Source organism: Leptolyngbya sp. FACHB-261 (genome assembly GCF_014696065.1).
Lineage (GTDB): Bacteria > Cyanobacteriota > Cyanobacteriia > FACHB-261 > FACHB-261 > FACHB-261.
Map to the genome: position 1 here is coordinate 71,541 of NZ_JACJPL010000015.1, position 18,085 is coordinate 89,625.

Annotated in this window: 18 protein-coding genes and 1 tRNA gene; 3 read left to right on the forward strand and 16 right to left on the reverse strand. The window is 53.6% G+C overall.

All coding sequences use genetic code 11. The features are described 5' to 3' along the window. Positions 1 to 9 precede the first annotated feature (9 nt). Together H6F94_RS06495 and H6F94_RS06500 are read right to left on the reverse strand one after the other, a co-directional pair. Positions 10 to 471, reverse strand: coding sequence for a plastocyanin/azurin family copper-binding protein (locus tag H6F94_RS06495; RefSeq protein WP_190801410.1), 462 nt, complete (start codon positions 469 to 471; stop codon positions 10 to 12). 13 nt (positions 472 to 484) lie between these two features. Then, on the reverse strand, positions 485 to 985 hold the full coding sequence (locus H6F94_RS06500; protein ID WP_190801411.1) for a CGLD27 family protein: 501 nt from the start codon (positions 983 to 985) through the stop codon (positions 485 to 487). Positions 986 to 1,068: 83 nt separating this feature from the next. On the opposite strand from H6F94_RS06500, the gene H6F94_RS06505 reads away from it, so the two are divergent. After that, positions 1,069 to 2,037, forward strand: a complete 969-nt coding sequence (locus H6F94_RS06505) for a Gfo/Idh/MocA family protein (protein ID WP_190801412.1) — start codon at positions 1,069 to 1,071, stop codon at positions 2,035 to 2,037. A gap of 64 nt (positions 2,038 to 2,101) precedes the next feature. Here H6F94_RS06505 and H6F94_RS06510 read toward each other — a convergent pair whose 3' ends face one another. The 6 genes from H6F94_RS06510 to H6F94_RS06535 form a co-directional block, all read right to left on the reverse strand. Further along, positions 2,102 to 3,226: a hybrid sensor histidine kinase/response regulator gene (locus H6F94_RS06510; RefSeq protein ID WP_190801413.1), complete on the reverse strand. Its 1,125-nt coding sequence runs from the start codon at positions 3,224 to 3,226 to the stop codon at positions 2,102 to 2,104. 332 nt (positions 3,227 to 3,558) lie between these two features. After that, positions 3,559 to 4,188 (reverse strand): ribonuclease H-like domain-containing protein, encoded by a 630-nt coding sequence (locus H6F94_RS06515; RefSeq protein ID WP_190801414.1) that lies wholly within the window; start codon positions 4,186 to 4,188, stop codon positions 3,559 to 3,561. 239 nt (positions 4,189 to 4,427) lie between these two features. Beyond that, positions 4,428 to 4,667: a 2Fe-2S iron-sulfur cluster-binding protein gene (locus tag H6F94_RS06520; protein ID WP_190801415.1), complete on the reverse strand. Its 240-nt coding sequence runs from the start codon at positions 4,665 to 4,667 to the stop codon at positions 4,428 to 4,430. A 324-nt stretch (positions 4,668 to 4,991) separates the two neighbouring features. Continuing rightward, complete coding sequence (locus H6F94_RS06525; protein WP_190801416.1) at positions 4,992 to 5,930, reverse strand: NAD(P)H-dependent glycerol-3-phosphate dehydrogenase; 939 nt, start codon at positions 5,928 to 5,930, stop codon at positions 4,992 to 4,994. Beyond that, on the reverse strand, positions 5,927 to 6,301 hold the full coding sequence (locus tag H6F94_RS06530) for a hypothetical protein (RefSeq protein WP_190801417.1): 375 nt from the start codon (positions 6,299 to 6,301) through the stop codon (positions 5,927 to 5,929). Before H6F94_RS06530 ends, H6F94_RS06525 begins: the two co-directional genes overlap by 4 nt. Positions 6,302 to 6,681: 380 nt before the next feature. Beyond that, positions 6,682 to 7,224, reverse strand: a complete 543-nt coding sequence (locus tag H6F94_RS06535) for a universal stress protein (RefSeq protein ID WP_190801418.1) — start codon at positions 7,222 to 7,224, stop codon at positions 6,682 to 6,684. Positions 7,225 to 7,645: 421 nt separating this feature from the next. On the opposite strand from H6F94_RS06535, the gene H6F94_RS06540 reads away from it, so the two are divergent. Continuing rightward, complete coding sequence (locus H6F94_RS06540) at positions 7,646 to 8,809, forward strand: baeRF3 domain-containing protein (RefSeq protein ID WP_190801419.1); 1,164 nt, start codon at positions 7,646 to 7,648, stop codon at positions 8,807 to 8,809. A gap of 285 nt (positions 8,810 to 9,094) precedes the next feature. Beyond that, complete coding sequence (locus H6F94_RS06545) at positions 9,095 to 9,598, forward strand: hypothetical protein (protein WP_190801420.1); 504 nt, start codon at positions 9,095 to 9,097, stop codon at positions 9,596 to 9,598. Positions 9,599 to 9,632: 34 nt separating this feature from the next. Here H6F94_RS06545 and H6F94_RS06550 read toward each other — a convergent pair whose 3' ends face one another. The 8 genes from H6F94_RS06550 to H6F94_RS06585 form a co-directional block, all read right to left on the reverse strand. Beyond that, positions 9,633 to 10,331 carry an ROK family protein gene (locus H6F94_RS06550; protein WP_190801421.1) on the reverse strand — a complete coding sequence of 233 codons (699 nt, stop codon included), beginning with the start codon at positions 10,329 to 10,331 and terminating at the stop codon, positions 9,633 to 9,635. Between the two features lie 124 nt (positions 10,332 to 10,455). Then, on the reverse strand, positions 10,456 to 10,575 hold the full coding sequence (gene psb30 / locus H6F94_RS06555) for a photosystem II reaction center protein Ycf12/Psb30 (protein ID WP_190801422.1): 120 nt from the start codon (positions 10,573 to 10,575) through the stop codon (positions 10,456 to 10,458). 101 nt (positions 10,576 to 10,676) lie between these two features. Next, on the reverse strand, positions 10,677 to 11,942 hold the full coding sequence (locus H6F94_RS06560) for a citrate/2-methylcitrate synthase (protein ID WP_190801423.1): 1,266 nt from the start codon (positions 11,940 to 11,942) through the stop codon (positions 10,677 to 10,679). A gap of 251 nt (positions 11,943 to 12,193) precedes the next feature. Further along, on the reverse strand, positions 12,194 to 13,990 hold the full coding sequence (gene aspS, locus H6F94_RS06565; protein WP_190801424.1) for an aspartate--tRNA ligase: 1,797 nt from the start codon (positions 13,988 to 13,990) through the stop codon (positions 12,194 to 12,196). A 118-nt stretch (positions 13,991 to 14,108) separates the two neighbouring features. Then, positions 14,109 to 14,197, reverse strand: a tRNA-Ser gene (locus tag H6F94_RS06570). 154 nt (positions 14,198 to 14,351) lie between these two features. Continuing rightward, positions 14,352 to 14,627, reverse strand: a complete 276-nt coding sequence (locus H6F94_RS06575) for a WGxxGxxG family protein (protein ID WP_190801425.1) — start codon at positions 14,625 to 14,627, stop codon at positions 14,352 to 14,354. A gap of 678 nt (positions 14,628 to 15,305) precedes the next feature. Continuing rightward, the gene (gene murI / locus H6F94_RS06580; protein ID WP_190801426.1) at positions 15,306 to 16,208 is read right to left on the reverse strand and encodes a glutamate racemase; all 903 of its coding nucleotides are present in this window, start codon (positions 16,206 to 16,208) and stop codon (positions 15,306 to 15,308) included. Beyond that, complete coding sequence (locus H6F94_RS06585) at positions 16,209 to 17,945, reverse strand: N-acetylmuramoyl-L-alanine amidase (protein ID WP_190801427.1); 1,737 nt, start codon at positions 17,943 to 17,945, stop codon at positions 16,209 to 16,211. Positions 17,946 to 18,085: the final 140 nt, after the last annotated feature.

Sequence of the window (18,085 nt, forward strand, 5' to 3'; positions counted from 1 at the left end):
ACCAGACAACTAAGAGCGGACCGTCAGTATACCAACCATCCCGGCTTCAGTGTGACCCGGAACCGTGCAGCGCAGAGTATAGGTACCAGAACGAAGGGGCACAAATGACCACTCGGCTTGGGCTCCCGGCTTTAGCTCCAAGTCGTGAATGGCTCCCTTGATTTCCACACCACCTGCTTTGATGTTTCGGGTCCAGACTGCATCGGCAAAGTCTTTAGCAGTGAAGTAGTGCTTCTGATTACTGGGATTGCTCAGCGCCAGCTTGTAGAGTTGCCCCGCTTGAAAGGTTAGGGTATCAGGGCTAAACCGCAAGGCCCCATCCGCTTTGCCCAGTTCTACACTTACAGACACAGCAGTTTGAGGGTTCAGGTTAAGGTCAGCCTTGGCTGGAAGCACTACCAGGCTCAAGAGGAGCACTCCCATTACCAGACCAGTCAGTAAGTTAGTCAATAAGCCAGTGAGCCGCTGCATACTCGACTCCTCTCTAAGTCAAACTCCAAGCCAACACGCCCAAAACCAGCAGCACTCCTAAAACCATGAAGGTCCGTTCCAGGCGGCGTAGTAGTGGCTGGACCTGATAGGTAAATACCAAGCGGTCTTTGGTCAGCTCCTCAGTCGGTTTGGTCCAATACTGACCGTCATACCAGCCCGATTCCTCGTAGGGAATCGTGGCGTTGAGTAGTCGACTACGAATGTAATTCCAGCCGAGATAAAGCCGCAATAGCACCAGACCCAAGGGCAAACTGGCTCCTGCCGCTGCAAACAGGAGAAACTGCAGCGTCGCGCGCGAAGGCGAGAAGCTGTAGGCCGCAACAGGCGCACTCACAGACCAGCCCACTAGCCAAACGACAGCCAAGCGCTTGACAAAAGTTGGAATATCTAGTGTGGCCCAACTGAAAAACCAGGACTCCCTGAGTTCTTCATACTCATTGAGCGGACGTTGCTCTAGAGGGACGGGACAGACGACAGAGGACGATTGGGACATCGCGGATGGCCTTGAGGAGCGCAAATCGCTATAGCCTGAACTTTAGCGCAAAGTTTATATTATGAGGCTCTCGGGCTTTTGTCATGGAACTTAACAACCCTCTGCGGGTAGGTCTGGTGGGCACCGGCTACGCCGCTAAGGTACGAGCCGAAACCCTGGGTAGTGATTCCCGGGTCAAACTGCTCGCAGTCAGTGGTCATCAGCGCACCGCCGAGTTCGCTGAAAGTTTTGGTTTGGTGGCAGTGGACGACTGGACGCAGCTGGTACAGCGGCCCGATTTAGACTTGGTGGTGATCAGCACCGTCAATCGGGACCATGCTCGCATTGCTAGAGCGGCCCTGCAGGCGAACAAGCATGTGGTCCTGGAATATCCACTGGCCCTTAATCTGGCAGAAGGACAGCAGCTCCTCGAACTGGCCACAGCTCAGCAGCGGCTGCTACATGTTGAGCACATCGAATTACTCAGTGGCATTCATACGGCCCTGCGCCAAGGGCTACCTAAGCTAGGCCAAGTGCTCTACATCCGCTACAGTGACCTGACCGAGAAGCGACCAGCACCGCAACGCTGGAGCTATGCGTCAGAGCTGTTCGGCTTTCCCTTGATGGGGGCTGTGTCTCGAATCCATCGGCTCACTGACCTGTTCGGGCCGGTTCAATCAGTCAGCTGTCAAAGTCGTGTTTGGGGAGATGGAGAGTTCTTCAATACCTGCCTGACCAGTGCCCACCTCCAATTTGCTCAGGGTTCTGTAGCAGAGGTGGTCTATGGCAAAGGTGAGGCGCTGTGGCGATCCGAACGAGTTTTAGAAATCCATTGCAAGGCTGGTGCCTTGCTGATCGATGGCGAGACCGGCGTACGGCGAGATGCTCAAGGCGAAACGCCGCTAGAACTGGGCAGTCGTCGTGGCCTGTTTGCCCGTGATAGTGCAGCGGTACTGGCACATCTCTTCGAAGGTGAGCCCCTTTACGTCTCGCCGCAGCAAAGTCTGTATGCTCTGCAGGTGGCGGATGCTGCCCGTCGTGCTGCAGAAACTGGCGAGACAGTTCATTTATGAGACTACCGATACCGAAGAGATAAGGAGATCAGCTAGTTGGGGTTTGCAGCTTGAGGCGCTTGAATCAGCTTGCCACACGCTGTTGCTGGGGTTGCAGAGGCAAACAGACAGTAAAGGTCGTTCCCTCACCCACCACTGAGTCAAGCCTGATCTTGCCTTGGTGGGCAGCCACAATGCGGCGGCACAAATCTAGACCTAAGCCGCTACCACCTTTGTGGTGGCGACCTTGATAGAAGCTCTCAAACAAATGAACCTGATCATCCGCTGGAATACCGGGTCCAGTGTCGCGGATTTGGATTTCTAGCAGTCCATTAGAAGGCGCCCGTAAGCTGACCTGAACTTCACCCTGGTCGGTAAACTTGATCGCATTACCCACCAAATTCGTGAGTACGCGACGCAGTTCCAAGTTGTCCCCTTGCAAGGCTGGTAAACCTTCGTCCACCACTAGATTCAGGTGTAGATTCTTCTCATCAGCCAGAGGTTGCAGTTCTTGAATAACCTCACGGGACAGAGAGCCGATGTTGATAGCGTTAAAGTTTAGGGTCTTACGGCCTGCTTCGTAGCGGTAGACCTCCAGCAGTTTGTTGACCATGCTCAGCAAATTCTGGTTGCTGCGAGCCATGGTGGTCAGAGCTTCATGCATAGGCTCCGATAGCTCCCCCAACACCCCCTGACTGATCAGGGTCAGCATCCGGTCAGCGGCAACTAGCGGCGTGCGGAGGTCATGAGTCAGGCGAGAGACGAAGTCTTCGCGTTGACGAGCCAGACGTAGTTGCTCATCCATGAGGTGCTTCAGGCGCAGCAAGCAGTCAACCCGAGCAATAATCTCGTCAGGGTCTACCGGCTTGCGGATAAAGTCATCGGCGCCTAAATCTAAGCCTTTAACCACGCTCGGACCACTGTAGGCGGTGATTAGCAGGATAGGGATGTAGGGCAGATCTGAAGCTCGGATGCGACGAGTCACCTCGTAACCGTCCATCTCCGGCATCATGACGTCTAGAAGAATCAGATCGGGGGGAGTTTTGAAGACTCGATCTAACGCTTTAACACCGTTGTCTTCAACCCAGATCTCATAATCCTCATTGTCGTCCTGCAGAATGTTCTGAATCAGAAACTGGTTGTCGGGTAGATCATCAACCACCAGGATGCGACTCGGTCGTTCAGGTTTGGCGGACTTAGGAAAGTTCATAGGAACTCAAGACGACACAGGCAGAAAACTAGACAATCACACCAGCTCCCGGCCTTGCACGGCTGCCCATTAGGTTCTCACCTACTCTGGAAGTAGGCTGAGTTCCCTTCAAGCAGGCGGGTTACGAAGCCATCGGAAGTATCCTCAAGTCCATCTCTGTCAACTGACGAAGGATGGGCTAGCCGCAACTAACCAGCAGTTCCAGAACCTATCTAGATTCAGTTAGTCAAAGGCTGGATCTAGCGTGTCACTTAGGTTGGAAAAGTTTCTCCCTCTAGAGTCTGAATTTTGCGATTTTGATACATTTGCTCTCGTACAACATTTCGTACAGCTCAATGATTAAAGATATCTTCGTACCCCAACAGATCTAGCTGAACAACAGTTGGTAAGCAGTGAAAGCAATGTTGAGCTAGTTGCCAGCGACCCTCACGCTCCAGCATCATTTGCAATACGCTCCGAACTTTCAGTAAATGCAAGACATCATTCGCTGCGTAGCGGAGCTGCTTTTCGGAAAGAGCTTGAACGTTGCCCCAGTCTGAGCTCTGCGCCGTTTTGTCAAGTTCAACTTGAGTCAAATCTCGCACCAGATCTTTGAGGCCGTGATGGGGGGTATAAGTCCGCGCTAACTTGCTGCCAATCTTGGTACAGAAAATCGGTGCTGTGTCAATGCCCAAGTGATAACGCAACATCGCTATATCGAAACGGGCGTAGTGAAAAACCTTTTCGACTTGAGGATTTTCAAGCAGTTGTTTGAGCCTAGGAGCCTGAGTAATGCCTTTGGCTAAACGCACTAATGTCGCTCGACCCGATGCATCAGCAATCTGAACCAAGCAGAGGCGATCGCGCTGAGGCTTAAGGCCCATAGTTTCGGTATCGACAGCAATAGCCTGCTCTTGGGCGTAGTGAACAAGCGCTTGTTCACTCAAATCGTCCTCGCATACCTGGAAGGCGTCTAATCCCATCCCGACCTCTTTGCGCTGGCCTCTATCGCCCCATTATTAGCATCGATAGGAGCAGCCCGAGCAGCGATCCGCCTAGAAGGAGCCGTTGAATCCTCGCAGCCTCCAGCAGCGGCTGCCGTTGCGTCGCTGGGGCTTGAGCGGCGGCCTGTCCTAGGACGGTAGCGCTTACTGCCAATGTCGCTGCCGCTACTAGCCAGATCACTGTCTGCGTAGGTTGAGCTTGGGATTGAGCATGAATGTCACCAACTGGGGTCGCTGTAGAGATTGACAGTCAGCGAAGACTGGCCGGAGGGCACCGCCGAAATACAGGTGCAGATTTCGCCCAAGCCCTCAACCTCAACCTCGCAGGCGTGACAGGACCCCATCAGGCAACCAGTGGGGATGCGAATGCCTGCCCGTGCCGCAACTGTTAGAAAAGACTCCCCCGCTTGGGCTTCTACAGTGACATCGTCTGGCAAAAATCGGATAGAGATAGCCATGATGCTCTGCTCATTTTGCTGGCTGATTGGGGTCAACTTGAAGTTATAAGGCGTTTGAGAGCGTGCAGAAGCGGTGAGGTTGCTGCTCAGAGAATACAAATCTACACGAAAACCTAAAAAATAGATTAACCTTTCTCACCTTATATGAGAGCAGGCTATAACTTATTGCTCTAAGGACAAACGGGTACGTTGCACCGAAAGGGTTAGGAATATTAAGCGCACCGCAAACTTCAAGCGTGCGCTTATTTTTGTGTTCAGTGATCTTTTCTACTCTTAGATTTGATCCTTATTTGATCCTTTAGGTTTAGTGCTCAGGTTGAGTGGTCAAAGCCGTTCGGCTTTGGGAGGGCGATTGATTAGATCAGCAATTGCGGCTTCAGGCGCGCATTGACCCGACAGAACCGAGCAAACAGCCTCAGTGATGGGCACCTCTAGATCGCGGGATTGGGCATAGGCAGCCAGTACAGGCGCAGCATTGACGCCCTCAGCAGTGCCGACCAGAGTGCTCAGCACAGTTGCTAGGGGCTTACCTTGAGCTAAAGCCCAACCCACCTGATAGTTGCGGGATAGGGATGAGGTACAGGTCGCCAGCAAATCGCCTAGACCGGAGAGACCGTAGAAGGTTTCAGGCTGTCCGCCCCAGTGGACACCCACTCGGACAATTTCGACCAAGCCGCGGGTGATCAAGGCTGAACGGGCATTGGTGCCTAAAGACAGCCCATCATTCACCCCACAGGCGATCGCCATGATGTTTTTGAGCACACCGCCCAGTTCTACACCCACAGGGTCAGGGTTGGTGTAGACCCGAAACTTGGGAGCCGCGAACAGGTTGCGTACCTGTTCCGCTGCCTCTTCATCCCGGCTGGCAACCACACTAGCGGCAGGTAATCCTTGACAAATCTCCTCAGAGAGATTGGGCCCAGACAGAATCACGACTGGGTTGTGAGGCAAACAGGTCTGCCAGATTTGTGAAGGCGTGCGAGGTCGGCCCTGCTTACTATCTGGCTCCAAACCTTTACTGGCGCTAACCAGAATAGTTTCAGCAGACAGCTCGAAGTCAGCCACGCGCTGCGCAATCTCGCTCAAGCTGCGCATCGGCAGAGCCGAGACAATTACTTGAGCTGGAGCGATAGTTTCTGTTAAAGAAACTTGGCAAGAACGGCTCCAGCCTCGGACTTCATAGCCAGAACGTTTGATCAACAGCGCTAGAGTGGAACCCCATGCCCCTAGCCCGAGCACAGCGACTTGTGGCTTGGAGTTCACGGAGTGGTAGTTGGCACTACAGCAGGTTGGTTGGGTTGGCCAGTCGGCGCTTGGGACGGGGAAGAATTGATAGTCGGGCCAATCTGTAGCTGCTGCCGTTGCTGCCGGTAATTGGTGTACTCGCGGTTGAGGCTGCGCTGCTGCTCGGCCTCAAACTGAGCAGGGCTCGGACCATTACCGCGCAGAACCGCCTGATTCACAAAATCGAGCACATTGAAATTGCTGCCATCAATACCTTGCTGCCCATCCACCGGAGGAGCCTGCAGCACTTCAGTGGCTGTCTGGGCCGAGGCGGGTAGACCGATCAGACCACTGGCCAACAACACAGCCAGAGCCAAAACAGAACGGGAAGACCAACGGGTCGAAAACATTGCCAAGCTCCTGCACATGCCAACCAGAGCACTTTCTTATCTTCGTGCCTGCATTCTTTGAGAAGCGAGCACCGGGTGGGAAGTTCCCCAATTGTGACTGGTTCCGGCTTGGGCTGACAAGCCTGAGAGACAAAAACAGGGAACCACTCAGCATTGCTGAAATGGCCCCCTTGCCGATCCTCTGAGAGGAGAACACTGCAATCACTGTAGCTTATTGAAAACAATTGTCAATAGCTTCCAGAACTGAGCTGGACTTGAGTTGAGCTTGAACTGCGCTTGAACCGCACTTGAACAAGTCGGCTAGAGAAATCCTAGGCACTGGTCTTGGCTGCCGAGTCTTGGCTGCCGAGTTCTAGCTGCCAAAGCCTAGCAGCCAGGTTCTAGCGGTCAAACCCTCTGGGTACCTGCACTTCCAGAGAATCCGCGGTAGCAATATCCTTGCCGCTTGCGCCCTGGATGGTCAGAACTGAGCAGGGTGCGTGGTGATTCACATAGTTACTGACGCTACCTAAGAGCGCCTCGCTCCAACCAGAACGGCCTCGACGCCCCATGATGATTAAGTCAGCACCCCAAATGCGAGCTAAGTCACAGATCGTCCGGCTCGGGCTACCAGTATTTTGACTAAACTCAGCCGTAACGCCAACTGCTGCGGCCTCTGTGGCTCGGGAGCGCAATAGCTCAAGGTTCCTCTGCTCAAAAGCTTCCCACTGCTCTAGGTAGCCCTTGAGATTGTCATCACGCAGGCCGGGATAATAGACCAAACTGGAGAATGTTGAGATGTCTGGGCTGCCTTCTTCGTCTGGGGACAAGACGTGAAGCAGCATGAGCTGGGCACCCATCGCTTGCGCCATTGCTAAAGCTTCACTGAAGACACGTTGGCTGCTCTTAGCTGCATCTAGCGCCACTAAAATTTTGTGAAACATACTGCTCTCCCTCGTTTCTCCCTTGTTCAGAGTGGGTTGAGCCTTGTTTTCAGAATTGAACCCGGATTAAAGGCTCATCTCCATACTGGATCTGCGAGTCCAGAGTCAGGAGAATTCGCAACAAAAAATACCAATCACTTGTGTTTGTTTACGATTGGCTGGCTGGCTTGAGCGAAAGACAAGACTAGAATCATTTAATTGAGTAATCGAGCATGATTATTTTTAGAAATTTAGCAGCCTGAATACGTTCAACAGGATATTTCTCAAGGGAGAGGTCAGGGCAGAGCAAGGCCAGTTTATTGGGATCAAAGCCTCTTCATCGAAATGGGCAAGATAGGCTCTGAGTTACTGACAGTAAGCCTATTTTTTTATTCCAATTTATTTATTGACACGATACCCCTAGCAAAAAGGAGTTAAACAGATGGCATTATTGTCTAGAGATGAACTAAAGACTCTGATTGAGCAACCTGAGGGGTTATGCGTTTCTCTGTATATGCCCACGCAAAAAGCAGGGCCAGAGACACGCCAAAATCCTATTCGCTTTAAGAATTTAATTAGAGAAGCAGAAGAACGTCTCACCGCTACAGGCATGCGCCACACTGAAGTTCTAGATCTACTTAAGCCAGCTCACGATCTCGATACGGGAGACTTTTGGCAGCATCAAGATCAAGGGTTAGCAATGTTCATCGCGCCCAGTGTCCTCCACTACTACCAACTGCCTGTTGAGTTGGCTGAATTAGTGGTCGTCAATGGGCGTTTTCACCTCAAACCTTTGTTGCCTTTGTTTACACAGGACGAACATTTTTATATTCTGGCGCTCAGTCAAAATCAGTTCAAATTCTTTAAGGCTAGCCCATACGATATCCAGGAAATTGAACTGGAGGGTGTGCCTAAGAGCATGGATGAAGCGCTGAATTACGATAGCACTGGCAAACAGCTACAAAACCGCATCAGTACCTCTAAAGGTGGCACGTCAAATCCGTTCCAGCACGCAGGCACTTTTCACGGCCAGGGTAGCCCAGAAACTGATGGTGTTCGAGAGGATATTGTGCAATTCTTTCGTCAAATCGACCACAGCTTGTATGAGCAGATCAAAGATGAGAAAGCACCTTTAGTCTTGGCTGGAGTCGAGTATCTGCTACCTCTGTACCAAGACGCCAACAACTATCCGCACCTGATCGAAGAGGGTATTAAGGGGAATCCGGAGGACGTTAAGCCAGAGGAGCTGCGAGATCAAGTCTGGGCTATTGTTGAACCTTTATTTCAACAAGTACAACAGCAAGCGATTGAACGCTACCAGGAACTATCGGCAACCGAGCAAACCTCTACAAAGCTGGAGGACATTATTCCAGCTGCTTATTATCAGCGCATCGACTCGCTGTTTGTGGCTGTGGGACAGCAGCAATGGGGTGAATTTGATCCAGAAACCTACACCGTACAGCTGCATCGAGAGGCAGAGCCAAACGACGAGGATCTGCTCGATTTCGCTGCTATTCACACCTTATTAAATGGCGGCACAGTTTATGCAGTTGAACCTGGACAAGTGCCAGACAAAGCGCCAGTCGCAGCCGTATTTCGGTACTAACTAATTCACACTTGTTGTTGAATTTTGAGGGTCAGCCCCTGCACTAGCAACAAGCTGCCGCTAGTGCAGGAGCAACATTTCAAACAAGCTTAATGAGACCAATCTGGCCCTTATCCCAGGTTGTATCTGCCGTCTTGCATTCGTTCTCGGAACCATTGGGGCTCAAAACTTTAGAGCTACTGTGGGACTGGGAGCTTTATGCTTGTGAGCGGTACAAGCAGTTAGGAGTTTCGCAGCCAAGCTCCCGCTCCACTCAAAGCCAAACTCTGGCGGTTCAGTATAAAGGTGCAAACTTACTCCCACGCCATCCTGACTTGGGCCGCGACCGCAGCCTTGCCACCGGCAACCCGAATTGCTGCCGTTGTTGGCGCGGTTCTGCCAGATGTCCCGATGATTGTTGCCTTTGTGATTTTAAAATCTAGGCCCGATTGGAGCTGGCAACTGTTTGAGGAATACTATGAACGGCCCGTTCTAGCGGTGCCAACTAATCTTCTGCATTCCTGGTTTGTGGTTTCCCTCTTAGCCTTAGCAATTTGGTTATGGCCGCATCCTATTGGGCTGGGCTTAGTGTTAGGCCTTGGTGGCCATGCCATTGTAGATACGCTCACCCATGTCTCCGATGCACGTCCCCTACTTTGGCCAATTGCACCCTGGATTGTGCGAGGCCCGGTTTCTTATTGGGAGCCTCAGTATGGCGCTCGCTGGTTTTTCCTCTTTGAGCATGGCTTAGATTTGCTGGCTCTAGCCTTTACTGGCTTGCAAGTCTGGCAGCGGTTTTTCAGAGCTTGATTTTTTTAGAGCTTAGATTTTAGAGCTTGAAGTTTTAGGACTTGAACCTAGGGCCTAGCCAAAGGGCAACACCCCCATAAATTCCAGCTTGATTGCTGACGACCTCAACATCCACTGGCAGGTCAAACTTGATCTTCGAGGCGTTTCCCCCGCCGAGGTAGAGCCGAGTGAAAGAGAACAACTTACGCCATTGCTCAATCGCCAATTCCAAGTTGCGGTTCCAGTCTTTTTTGGACTCCTGTCGGGCAGCGTCACCCAGCAATTCTTCGTAGGTTTTGTCCTTACGGAAGGGATGGTGCCCCATCTCCAGATTAGGAACTAGTTGCCCCTCAGTGAACAGGGCTGAACCGCAGCCCGTGCCCAAGGTGATCACTAATTCAACCCCCTTACCAGCAACAGCGCCATAGCCCTGGACATCCGCGTCGTTAGCTACTCGCGTTGGCACATCAAACACTTGAGACAGTCGCTCAGCTAAGGGAAAGTCTTGCCACTCAGGGTGAAGATTATGAGCTGTGCGAGTAATGCCCTCCGTCACAACCCCAGGGAAACCTACGGCAATGCGCTCGTAGCCCTTCATTGGCTTGAGCAGGGTCGTGAGAGCCGCTAGGACTGGCTCAGGGCTAGCTGGTTGTGGGGTTTCACAGCGCAGCCGTTCGCTCACCATTTCGCATTGCTCGTTAACCAAAGCACCTTTGAGACCACTGCCACCGATATCAATGCAAAGCACGATCATGGCCAATCCTCGAACGTAGCTTTGGCAATTTTAGGAGGCTCAGCCCAGATCAGCTACACTGAGCCCCCACATCCAGAGCCGTTGAAAACCTGTTATGTCAGGACGGTTCCGGGATAGATCAGAACTACAGATCGCCGCCGCGTAAAAACAGCAGAAAGATCACTGCAGGTCCAGCAACCAGAATCAGCATCACCATCGTGAGCTGGGCGATGACTTCAAAGTTGATGTTGCTTAGAAAGTCCACAATATCCTCCCGGTGAGTCTCATGACAAAAGCTTGTGCGACCTATTGTATCGGTGAACCGACACCGCCCCTAAGCTTCTAGACCAATCTCAGCATTTAATTCTAGCCAGCGCTACGCTTTGCTAAAGGAACATACTGACAACCGGCTGGACCACAGTAGCTGCCAATATATTCAGCCAAAGGCCGGTAAAGTGCAGGCGTAGGTTGCGCCTCGGCAAACTTCTCTTCGATCACATGAGAACACCAACCAATGACCCGCGACACCGCAAAGATTGCTGTAAACAGGTCAGTGTCGATGCCCAACATGGCATAGACCGGTGCCCCATAGAAATCGACGTTCGGATAAAGTTCGCTCCCCTTACGGCGGCGGAACTCCTCCCGGGTCACCTGCTCGATTTCGGTTGCCAAAGCTAGCAGTTCTTCACGTCCGGTTTCGACTGCTAGGGTAGTTGCTAGCTGACGTAATACGCGCGCGCGGGGGTCTTCAGTTTTGTAGACGGCATGACCCATGCCCATAACCCGTTCTTTACGTTCAAAGCGGCTGGTAATCCAGGGCTTGACTTGCTCCACGCTGCCAATTGCCTGCATCATTTCCATCACCCTTTCATTGGCACCACCATGTAGGGCTCCACCCAGAGCCCCAATCGCCGCAGTGACTGCCGCGTACATATGTGCACGGGTTGAAGCAACCTGCCGAGCTGTGAAGGTGGAGGCATTGAAGGAGTGCTCAGCGTGCAAAACCAAACAGGCATCAAAGGTGCGCTCGGCCTGAGGACCCGGCACTTCGCCCGTCACCATGTAGAGGAAGTTCGCTGCATGACCCAACTCAGGGTCCGGGCTGATTGGCTCCAGCCCCTGCCGCACCCGGCTCCAAGCTGCCACAATCGTCGCGAATTTAGCCGTCAGGGCTAGTGCTCGCCACAGATTAGCTTCGCGGGAGTCATCGCGCAAGTCTGGCTCATGGTCAACCAGCATTGGCACCGCCGACTGCAAGACATCCATCGGATGGGCCTTGGCTGGGCGGGTTTTGAGCATCTGCAACACCGATTCAGGAATGGGACGCAGCCCAGCAAGCATGGCTCGGCATTGAGCCAGTTCCTCAGCGCTAGGTAAGTTACCGTAGCTCAGCAGGTAAACCACTTCTTCATATGTGGACTGCTCCGCTAGAGGCACAACGTTATAGCCTCGATAGATGAGGATGCCCTGCTCACCATCAATGTCGCAAATGCGGGTATCGGCAACGGGAATCCCCCGCAAACCAATGTTTTTAGTGCTCGCCTGTTGACTCGATGCCGATTGATTTGATGCCTGGGGCAGGGCACTACCAGAATTTTCCGTAGCGCCATTTGTACTGACTGTATTAACCATTTGCTCCGCCCTTCGCGTTTGCCTGCTTCAAAACCCAAATAAAAACCCAGGGCCACCTAGGTCTGGTACCCCCACGGCCCCTTGCAAGCACTGTATCAGTAGAATCTATTCCCTGCGTAGAGCAGGATGACGCACTCTGTCACAGAGCCCCAACACAATACCCCAACACAAGGGTAGGGCTATGGCAGGGCTGCTGTGATTTAGGTTATGAGGCTGAGAATTTGAGACTGGGTGTGCCTGAGATTATGTGACTAGGACTTAGTCTCTGGTGGGACATAGGTCGATTTGACATACAGATCCCGCAGTTGCTTGTCGTCCACGCCGGAGGGAGCTTCGCTCATTAAGTCGCGAGCTTGCTGCGTTTTGGGGAAGGCAATCACATCCCGAATCGATTCAGTGCCAGCCAGGATCATGACCAGTCGGTCCAAGCCATAGGCAATACCACCGTGCGGTGGTGCCCCGTATTCAAAGGCTTCGAGTAAAAAGCCAAATTTCTCGCGAGCCGCTTCTGGAGTTAAGCCTATGGCCTCAAACACCTGCTCCTGGATCTCACGCTGATAGATGCGCAGGCTGCCACCGCCAATCTCTTCACCGTTACAGACCAAGTCATAGGCTAGAGCACGGGCAGTTTTGAGGTCATTGAGATCTTCAGGATTCGGGCGAGTGAAGGGATGATGCAGCGCTTCCAGACGCTTTTCCTCAGCGTTCCACTCAAACATGGGCGGCTCAATCAGCCACAGCAGATTGAACGTGCCTTCCGGAATCAGCTTCAGTTCAGCCCCCAACCGCAGACGTAACCTGTTCAGTGACTCATTGACAATGTTGGTAGGTCCAGCGCCGAATAGCAGAATCGTGCCAGCTTCTGCCCCTGTGCGCCGCAACAGCTCAGTTTTCTGCTCTTCGCTCAGGCTGTCTTTAAGCGCGCCAATCGTGTCAATCTCGCCACCCTCGCGCACCCGCACGAAGGCCAGTCCCTTGGCTCCCGCTTCAACCACAATGTTGAACAGATCACCACCGGGCTTGATCCGCGTGTTGGAGACCAAGTCAGAGCCACCAGGAACGGGCAGGGCTTTGACCAAACCGCCTCCAGCAATGGCACTAGAAAAAACCTTAAAGCCAGACTGGGCAAACAGATCGGACACGTCCACCAGTTCTAGACCGAAGCGCGTATCCGGCTTGTCGGAGCCGTAGCGAGCCATCGCCTCAGCGAAGGTCAGACGCGGAAATGGACGTGGCAGTTCAACATTAATAGTCTGCTTGAATAGCTCACAGATCATCGTCTCGTTGAGTTGCAAGACCTCTTCCTGGTCCATGAAGCTCATCTCCATGTCCAACTGCGTGAACTCGGGTTGTCGGTTAGCACGCAGATCTTCGTCTCGGAAGCAACGGGCGATTTGATAGTAGCGGTCGAAGCCAGACACCATCAGCAGCTGCTTGAAGAGTTGGGGCGACTGCGGCAGTGCGAACCACTGACCAGGGTTCACCCGGCTAGGCACCAGATAGTCCCGCGCCCCTTCTGGGGTTGAACGGGTCAAAATTGGCGTTTCAATTTCGACAAACCCTGCTCGGTCTTCGAGGTAGCGCCGGAAAAACTGCACCACCCGGCTCCGCAACAGCAAAATCTGGTTCAGGCGGGGACGGCGCAGATCAAGGTAGCGGTAGCGCAGGCGCAGTTCCTCGCGCACATCTTCTGCTTCACTACCTGAAACCTGGAACGGCAGTTGTTTACGGACTGGGTTGAGCAGTTCGATTTCGTCGGCGTAGATCTCGACCTCACCGGTGGGCAGCCGGGGGTTTAAGGAGTCAGCAGGACGCTGAGTGACTTTGCCTGTCACTCGTACCACGTACTCACTGCGCATCTCTCCCGCTACACCGTAGGAGTTTGGGGTGCGCACTGGGTCGCTCACAATCTGCACTACACCCAAGCGGTCACGCACATCTAAGAAAATCACACCGCCGTGATCTCGTCTGCGATCTACCCAGCCGAACAAAGTCACAGTCTGGCCGATGTGCTCAGCACGCAGGTCGCCGCAGTAGTAAGTTCGCATGGGAGAAAGGCTGGAATCGAAACCCTCTCATTATTACAGCAATCTTTGCTGCTGACGGCCGCGGCTACAGACCGATAGAACTACTTGCAGAACCTTAGCTTGCAAGGGCACTTTGGAACGGAGAGGGAGGGATTCGAACCCTCGGAGATCCATACAGACCTCAACAGATTAGCAATCTGCCGCTTTCGACCACTCAGCCACCTCTCCAGGCGCGAACCGAATTATAACAGTTTTCACCCCACGACTGAAAAGAGTCTTCAATATTAATGACTGAATTTAATGACTAAAAAAGCTACAACCCTTTTGGTTGTAGCAAGATCCTCAGTGATGATTAGCCCGCTGAATGGGCCCGCTAAATGCCTTAGTAGCGGTCGCTAGTGGTTGTGCTCACTGGCTCACGATCCTCATCAACCGAGTGATGACGCTTCCGGGGAATCAGACCCAGCAAGCCGAGGGCACCGAGCCAACCTAGATTGTTGAAGTCCCGAGTATGCTCAGTATTGTTGGCGTCCGCCGAAGTTTGCGGGCGGTTGTCTATCGGATCACTTTGGTTCTGAGCTTGGGCGGGGCTGCTTAACAGGGCAAAAGCACCCAGAGCACCAGTCGCAAGCAACAAAGGCAATTTAGAGCGGTTCATGTAAAATTCCTCGAACTCCCAACAATTTACAGAAGGTAACCAGGAGAATTTGGTAAGTAATCTCTCCTGCTCCTTCACTGTATGGGGGCGACCGCGATCCCCTATCCGTCTGCAGAAAGGCGCTGGTTCCGTCTTGAGATAGGACTTGGCTACTTCAGTTCACTCACTCAAAAAGCTTGCGCGAAATAGCAAGATGACTTAAGCGATTTGGCGCAGGGCCAAATCTACCCTTGGGGGGACGATCAGAACTGTAGACAATCTCGCCATGCTATTGCTGGTTGGAGGGGGTTCTTGGTTCTCAATTCCCTACTTGATGGTTGGCGCCAACGCCCTCCTGCCTGGACTCAGAAAGCAGAGTTCAGCGATTACCCAGCTTGTCCCTTCTGCGACTGCCCAACGGTTGGTAGGCAATGGGAAGATATGAGTTCTGTGCTCTACTGCGAGGTTGGTGTTCTGTGGCGGGTCTACTCTCAATGTCTTAACTGTCACCAAAATTGGTGGATTTGGCAGCGGGATTTGGTCTCAACCGTTGAGGCTTCTGTTCCCTCTAGAGTGGAACCTACGGAAAACTAGGGGTCCTTCTTTATAGGTCGAGTTTATGGATCGAGCCCCTAAAACTAAAACCTCTGAATTTAGAGTCAATTCAGAGCCAACTTAGGACCAACTTAGGGCCTCACTTCAAGCTCCATGGCTTGATGGGACTACAGCTGATTGCACTTGCGATTGCGCCTGTGATTGCACCGGGGGCAGAACAATGCGCTCTGTCGCAGGTTGGTAGCCAAGCCACTGCACTGAGAGCCGAGCAAACTGGGTTGGGCTACCAGTGACGTAGAAGCGAGGCGCACCAGCAGGTTGAGAGCTACGCAGATTCATGAGGTCGAGTTCTTGCGCTGCCGCCGCAACTAGGTGTGTTGCTGGATCGACTAGCTCAACAGCAGTGGGTAAGAGCTGCCTCAGCACCGGAGCCAAGTGGGGATAGTGAGTGCAGCCGTAGACCAGAGTGTCCAAGCCCCAATCGAGCAAGGGCTGCAAATAAGCTTGAAGAACTGAGCGAGTCTGCGGATCAGAGACTCGGTTTTGTTCAATTAGAGGCACCAATTCCGGGCAGGCAACCTCTGCCACTTGCACCTGAGCATCAACTTCCTGGATTGCACGCTGATAGGCGTGGCTTGTAACTGTGGCCAGGGTTGCAATCACGCCAATCCGTCGTCCTCGCTGGCTAGAAGTGGCCACTGCAGCGCGGGCTCCAGGCAAGATCACTCCCAAGACGGGCAGTCCTGCTTCCTGCCGGACCACCTCTAGTGCCAGGGCTGAGCTGGTGTTACAGGCCATCAGCACCATCTTGACCCGCTGCAAGCGCATCCAGGCCAGGATTTCCTGAGTAAAGCGGATAATCTCGGCGGCTGATCGATTGCCGTAGGGTAGGCGAGCCGTGTCTCCCAGATAAATCACAGATTCGTTGGGGAGCTGGCGCTGAACCTCGCGCAGGACGGTCAGACCACCCGCACCACTATCAAACAGGCCGATCGGAGCATCGGCACTCAGTTGAGGGGGATCGGAGGAGCGGATCACGGATTGCACTTAACGTCTGCCTTCTTGGAGATACTGCAAGATTCCACGCGCAATTGCCCTCGCCATGAGGGTTTGATAGGCGGGCGATGCCAAGCGAGGACCTTCTGCCGAACTAGTGACAAAGCCAGTTTCCACTAGCACCGAGGGCATTGTGGTCTCGCGAACGACGTAAAAACGGGCACGCAGCACGCCCCGGTCTACTGCCCTAGTGGCTTGGATGACATTGGAGTGGATGACGCTAGCGAGCCGTTCGCTATCTGGGCGCAGATAGTAAGTCTCAACCCCCTGGACCTCGGAGCGACTGGCATCTAGAGCGTTGGCGTGGATGCTGACAAATAGCGTCGCATTGACCTGCTGAGCCAGTTGAACCCGGGGAGCCAGATCCAGGTCGATGTCGCTGTTACGGGTCATCACCGCCTGAACGCCAGCAGCTTGCAGGAGACGGCCCACTTGCAAACCAATGCTGAGCACAATGTCTTTTTCTTGACCAGCAATGCCGACGGCACCGGGATCGGGGCCACCGTGACCGGGGTCAATAATCACCACCGGACGGCGATTGCCAATTCCAGACTGTAAAGGTGGCGAGGCGGCGACCGCTTGCTGAAATTGCAGAGCGACTGCCTGCGGTCCTGGTCTTGTGGTCTCCCGCACCTGAAAGCCAGCCGCAGGTTGCACCAAGACTGTCACTGTGCGCGGACCGTCCTGACGCAAGCGGATCCGCTCTAGAGGGCTATCGGCAGTGAGCCGGGGACCTTGAACTCGGGCGGGTAGCTGAGCGGGGGATACACTCAAACGGTAGGCACCAGTCTGCGGATCCCAACCACTGGCGTAGTACAAGGGGCGGTCAGCTTGAATCAGCAGTTGGCCGGTGCGTGAGTCGAGTGTAATCGCCTGGATTTGGGCGGGTGCCGCCCCCTGAGGCACTTGAGGATTGAGGGTTGCATCGGCAACGCCACCGGCAGGCGCGAGACTCACCCCACCCCGTGCAGCGTTGTAGGAACCCTCCCAATCGCTGCTGGTCGGATCCACATCCAAGACAACGCGGGCAATGGGGGGCGAAGCTTGGTATTGCCCTACTCGCACTCGAACCACACCGTAGCGGTTAACGGCTAATTCGCGTTGACTAAAGTTGTCGCTGACAACGGCTCCCACCAGATCGACAACTACCCGATCGGGACTGGTGATGCGACGGACACTCACTTGGGGCTGTCCCCTGACGCGCAGGAAAAAGCCTTCGTTGGTTGCCTGAATGCCTTGCAGTTCGGCACTGGGAAAGTCAGCCCCAGCATCGACATCGGTAGCTGGGATAGAGCCGACATTCTGCGCCGGGGCCTGCCCACCAAAGCGGGGAAGTTGAATGATCCAGCGATTGGCGGCAGCGGCCTGCACTTGGATCTGGGTCGGCGCCAGGTTGATTCTGGGGTCGAGTTCAATGACTAAGCGCGTGGTGCTGCCATCGAATTGAGCCACACGAATTTCGCGCACAGCACCGCCCACAGCCCGCGTGATTGCTGAGGACGGCAGGATCGTGCCGGGCAGATCCATGACAATACGGGTTGGGTTCGCGATCAGGACGACCTGAGGCTGGACGTTGGTATCGGTGACCACCTCCAGACGGCTCTGGTTCGGGTCAAATTGCCAACTCTGGAGCTGACCAGCCCAGGCTTTGGGGAGCCAAACCAAGGTGCTCAGAATACTGATTGCGAAGCAAACCGGCGGTGCCTTTAGCAGCCAGGGTCGCCTCAAGCGTTGCTTCTCCTCACACCCACTAAAACCTCATCAATATAGATCAACGCCAATACAGGACAACGCCAGTGCTGGGGGAATTTGTAGACCCGGACGCCAGCACTGGCAGTAAAGTTTCAGCCTGAGGTTTTGACCTGAGG

Coding starts and splice junctions, on each gene's coding strand:
- H6F94_RS06550 (WP_190801421.1), bottom strand. CDS start 10,331: ATGATCGTGCTTTGCATTGATATCGGTGGCAGTGGTCTCAAAGGTGCT.
- H6F94_RS06515 (WP_190801414.1), bottom strand. CDS start 4,188: ATGGGATTAGACGCCTTCCAGGTATGCGAGGACGATTTGAGTGAACAA.
- H6F94_RS06520 (WP_190801415.1), bottom strand. CDS start 4,667: ATGGCTATCTCTATCCGATTTTTGCCAGACGATGTCACTGTAGAAGCC.
- H6F94_RS06575 (WP_190801425.1), bottom strand. CDS start 14,627: ATGAACCGCTCTAAATTGCCTTTGTTGCTTGCGACTGGTGCTCTGGGT.
- H6F94_RS06535 (WP_190801418.1), bottom strand. CDS start 7,224: ATGTTTCACAAAATTTTAGTGGCGCTAGATGCAGCTAAGAGCAGCCAA.
- H6F94_RS06560 (WP_190801423.1), bottom strand. CDS start 11,942: ATGGTTAATACAGTCAGTACAAATGGCGCTACGGAAAATTCTGGTAGT.
- H6F94_RS06500 (WP_190801411.1), bottom strand. CDS start 985: ATGTCCCAATCGTCCTCTGTCGTCTGTCCCGTCCCTCTAGAGCAACGT.
- H6F94_RS06505 (WP_190801412.1), top strand. CDS start 1,069: ATGGAACTTAACAACCCTCTGCGGGTAGGTCTGGTGGGCACCGGCTAC.
- aspS (WP_190801424.1), bottom strand. CDS start 13,990: ATGCGAACTTACTACTGCGGCGACCTGCGTGCTGAGCACATCGGCCAG.
- H6F94_RS06510 (WP_190801413.1), bottom strand. CDS start 3,226: ATGAACTTTCCTAAGTCCGCCAAACCTGAACGACCGAGTCGCATCCTG.
- H6F94_RS06540 (WP_190801419.1), top strand. CDS start 7,646: ATGGCATTATTGTCTAGAGATGAACTAAAGACTCTGATTGAGCAACCT.
- H6F94_RS06495 (WP_190801410.1), bottom strand. CDS start 471: ATGCAGCGGCTCACTGGCTTATTGACTAACTTACTGACTGGTCTGGTA.
- H6F94_RS06530 (WP_190801417.1), bottom strand. CDS start 6,301: ATGTTTTCGACCCGTTGGTCTTCCCGTTCTGTTTTGGCTCTGGCTGTG.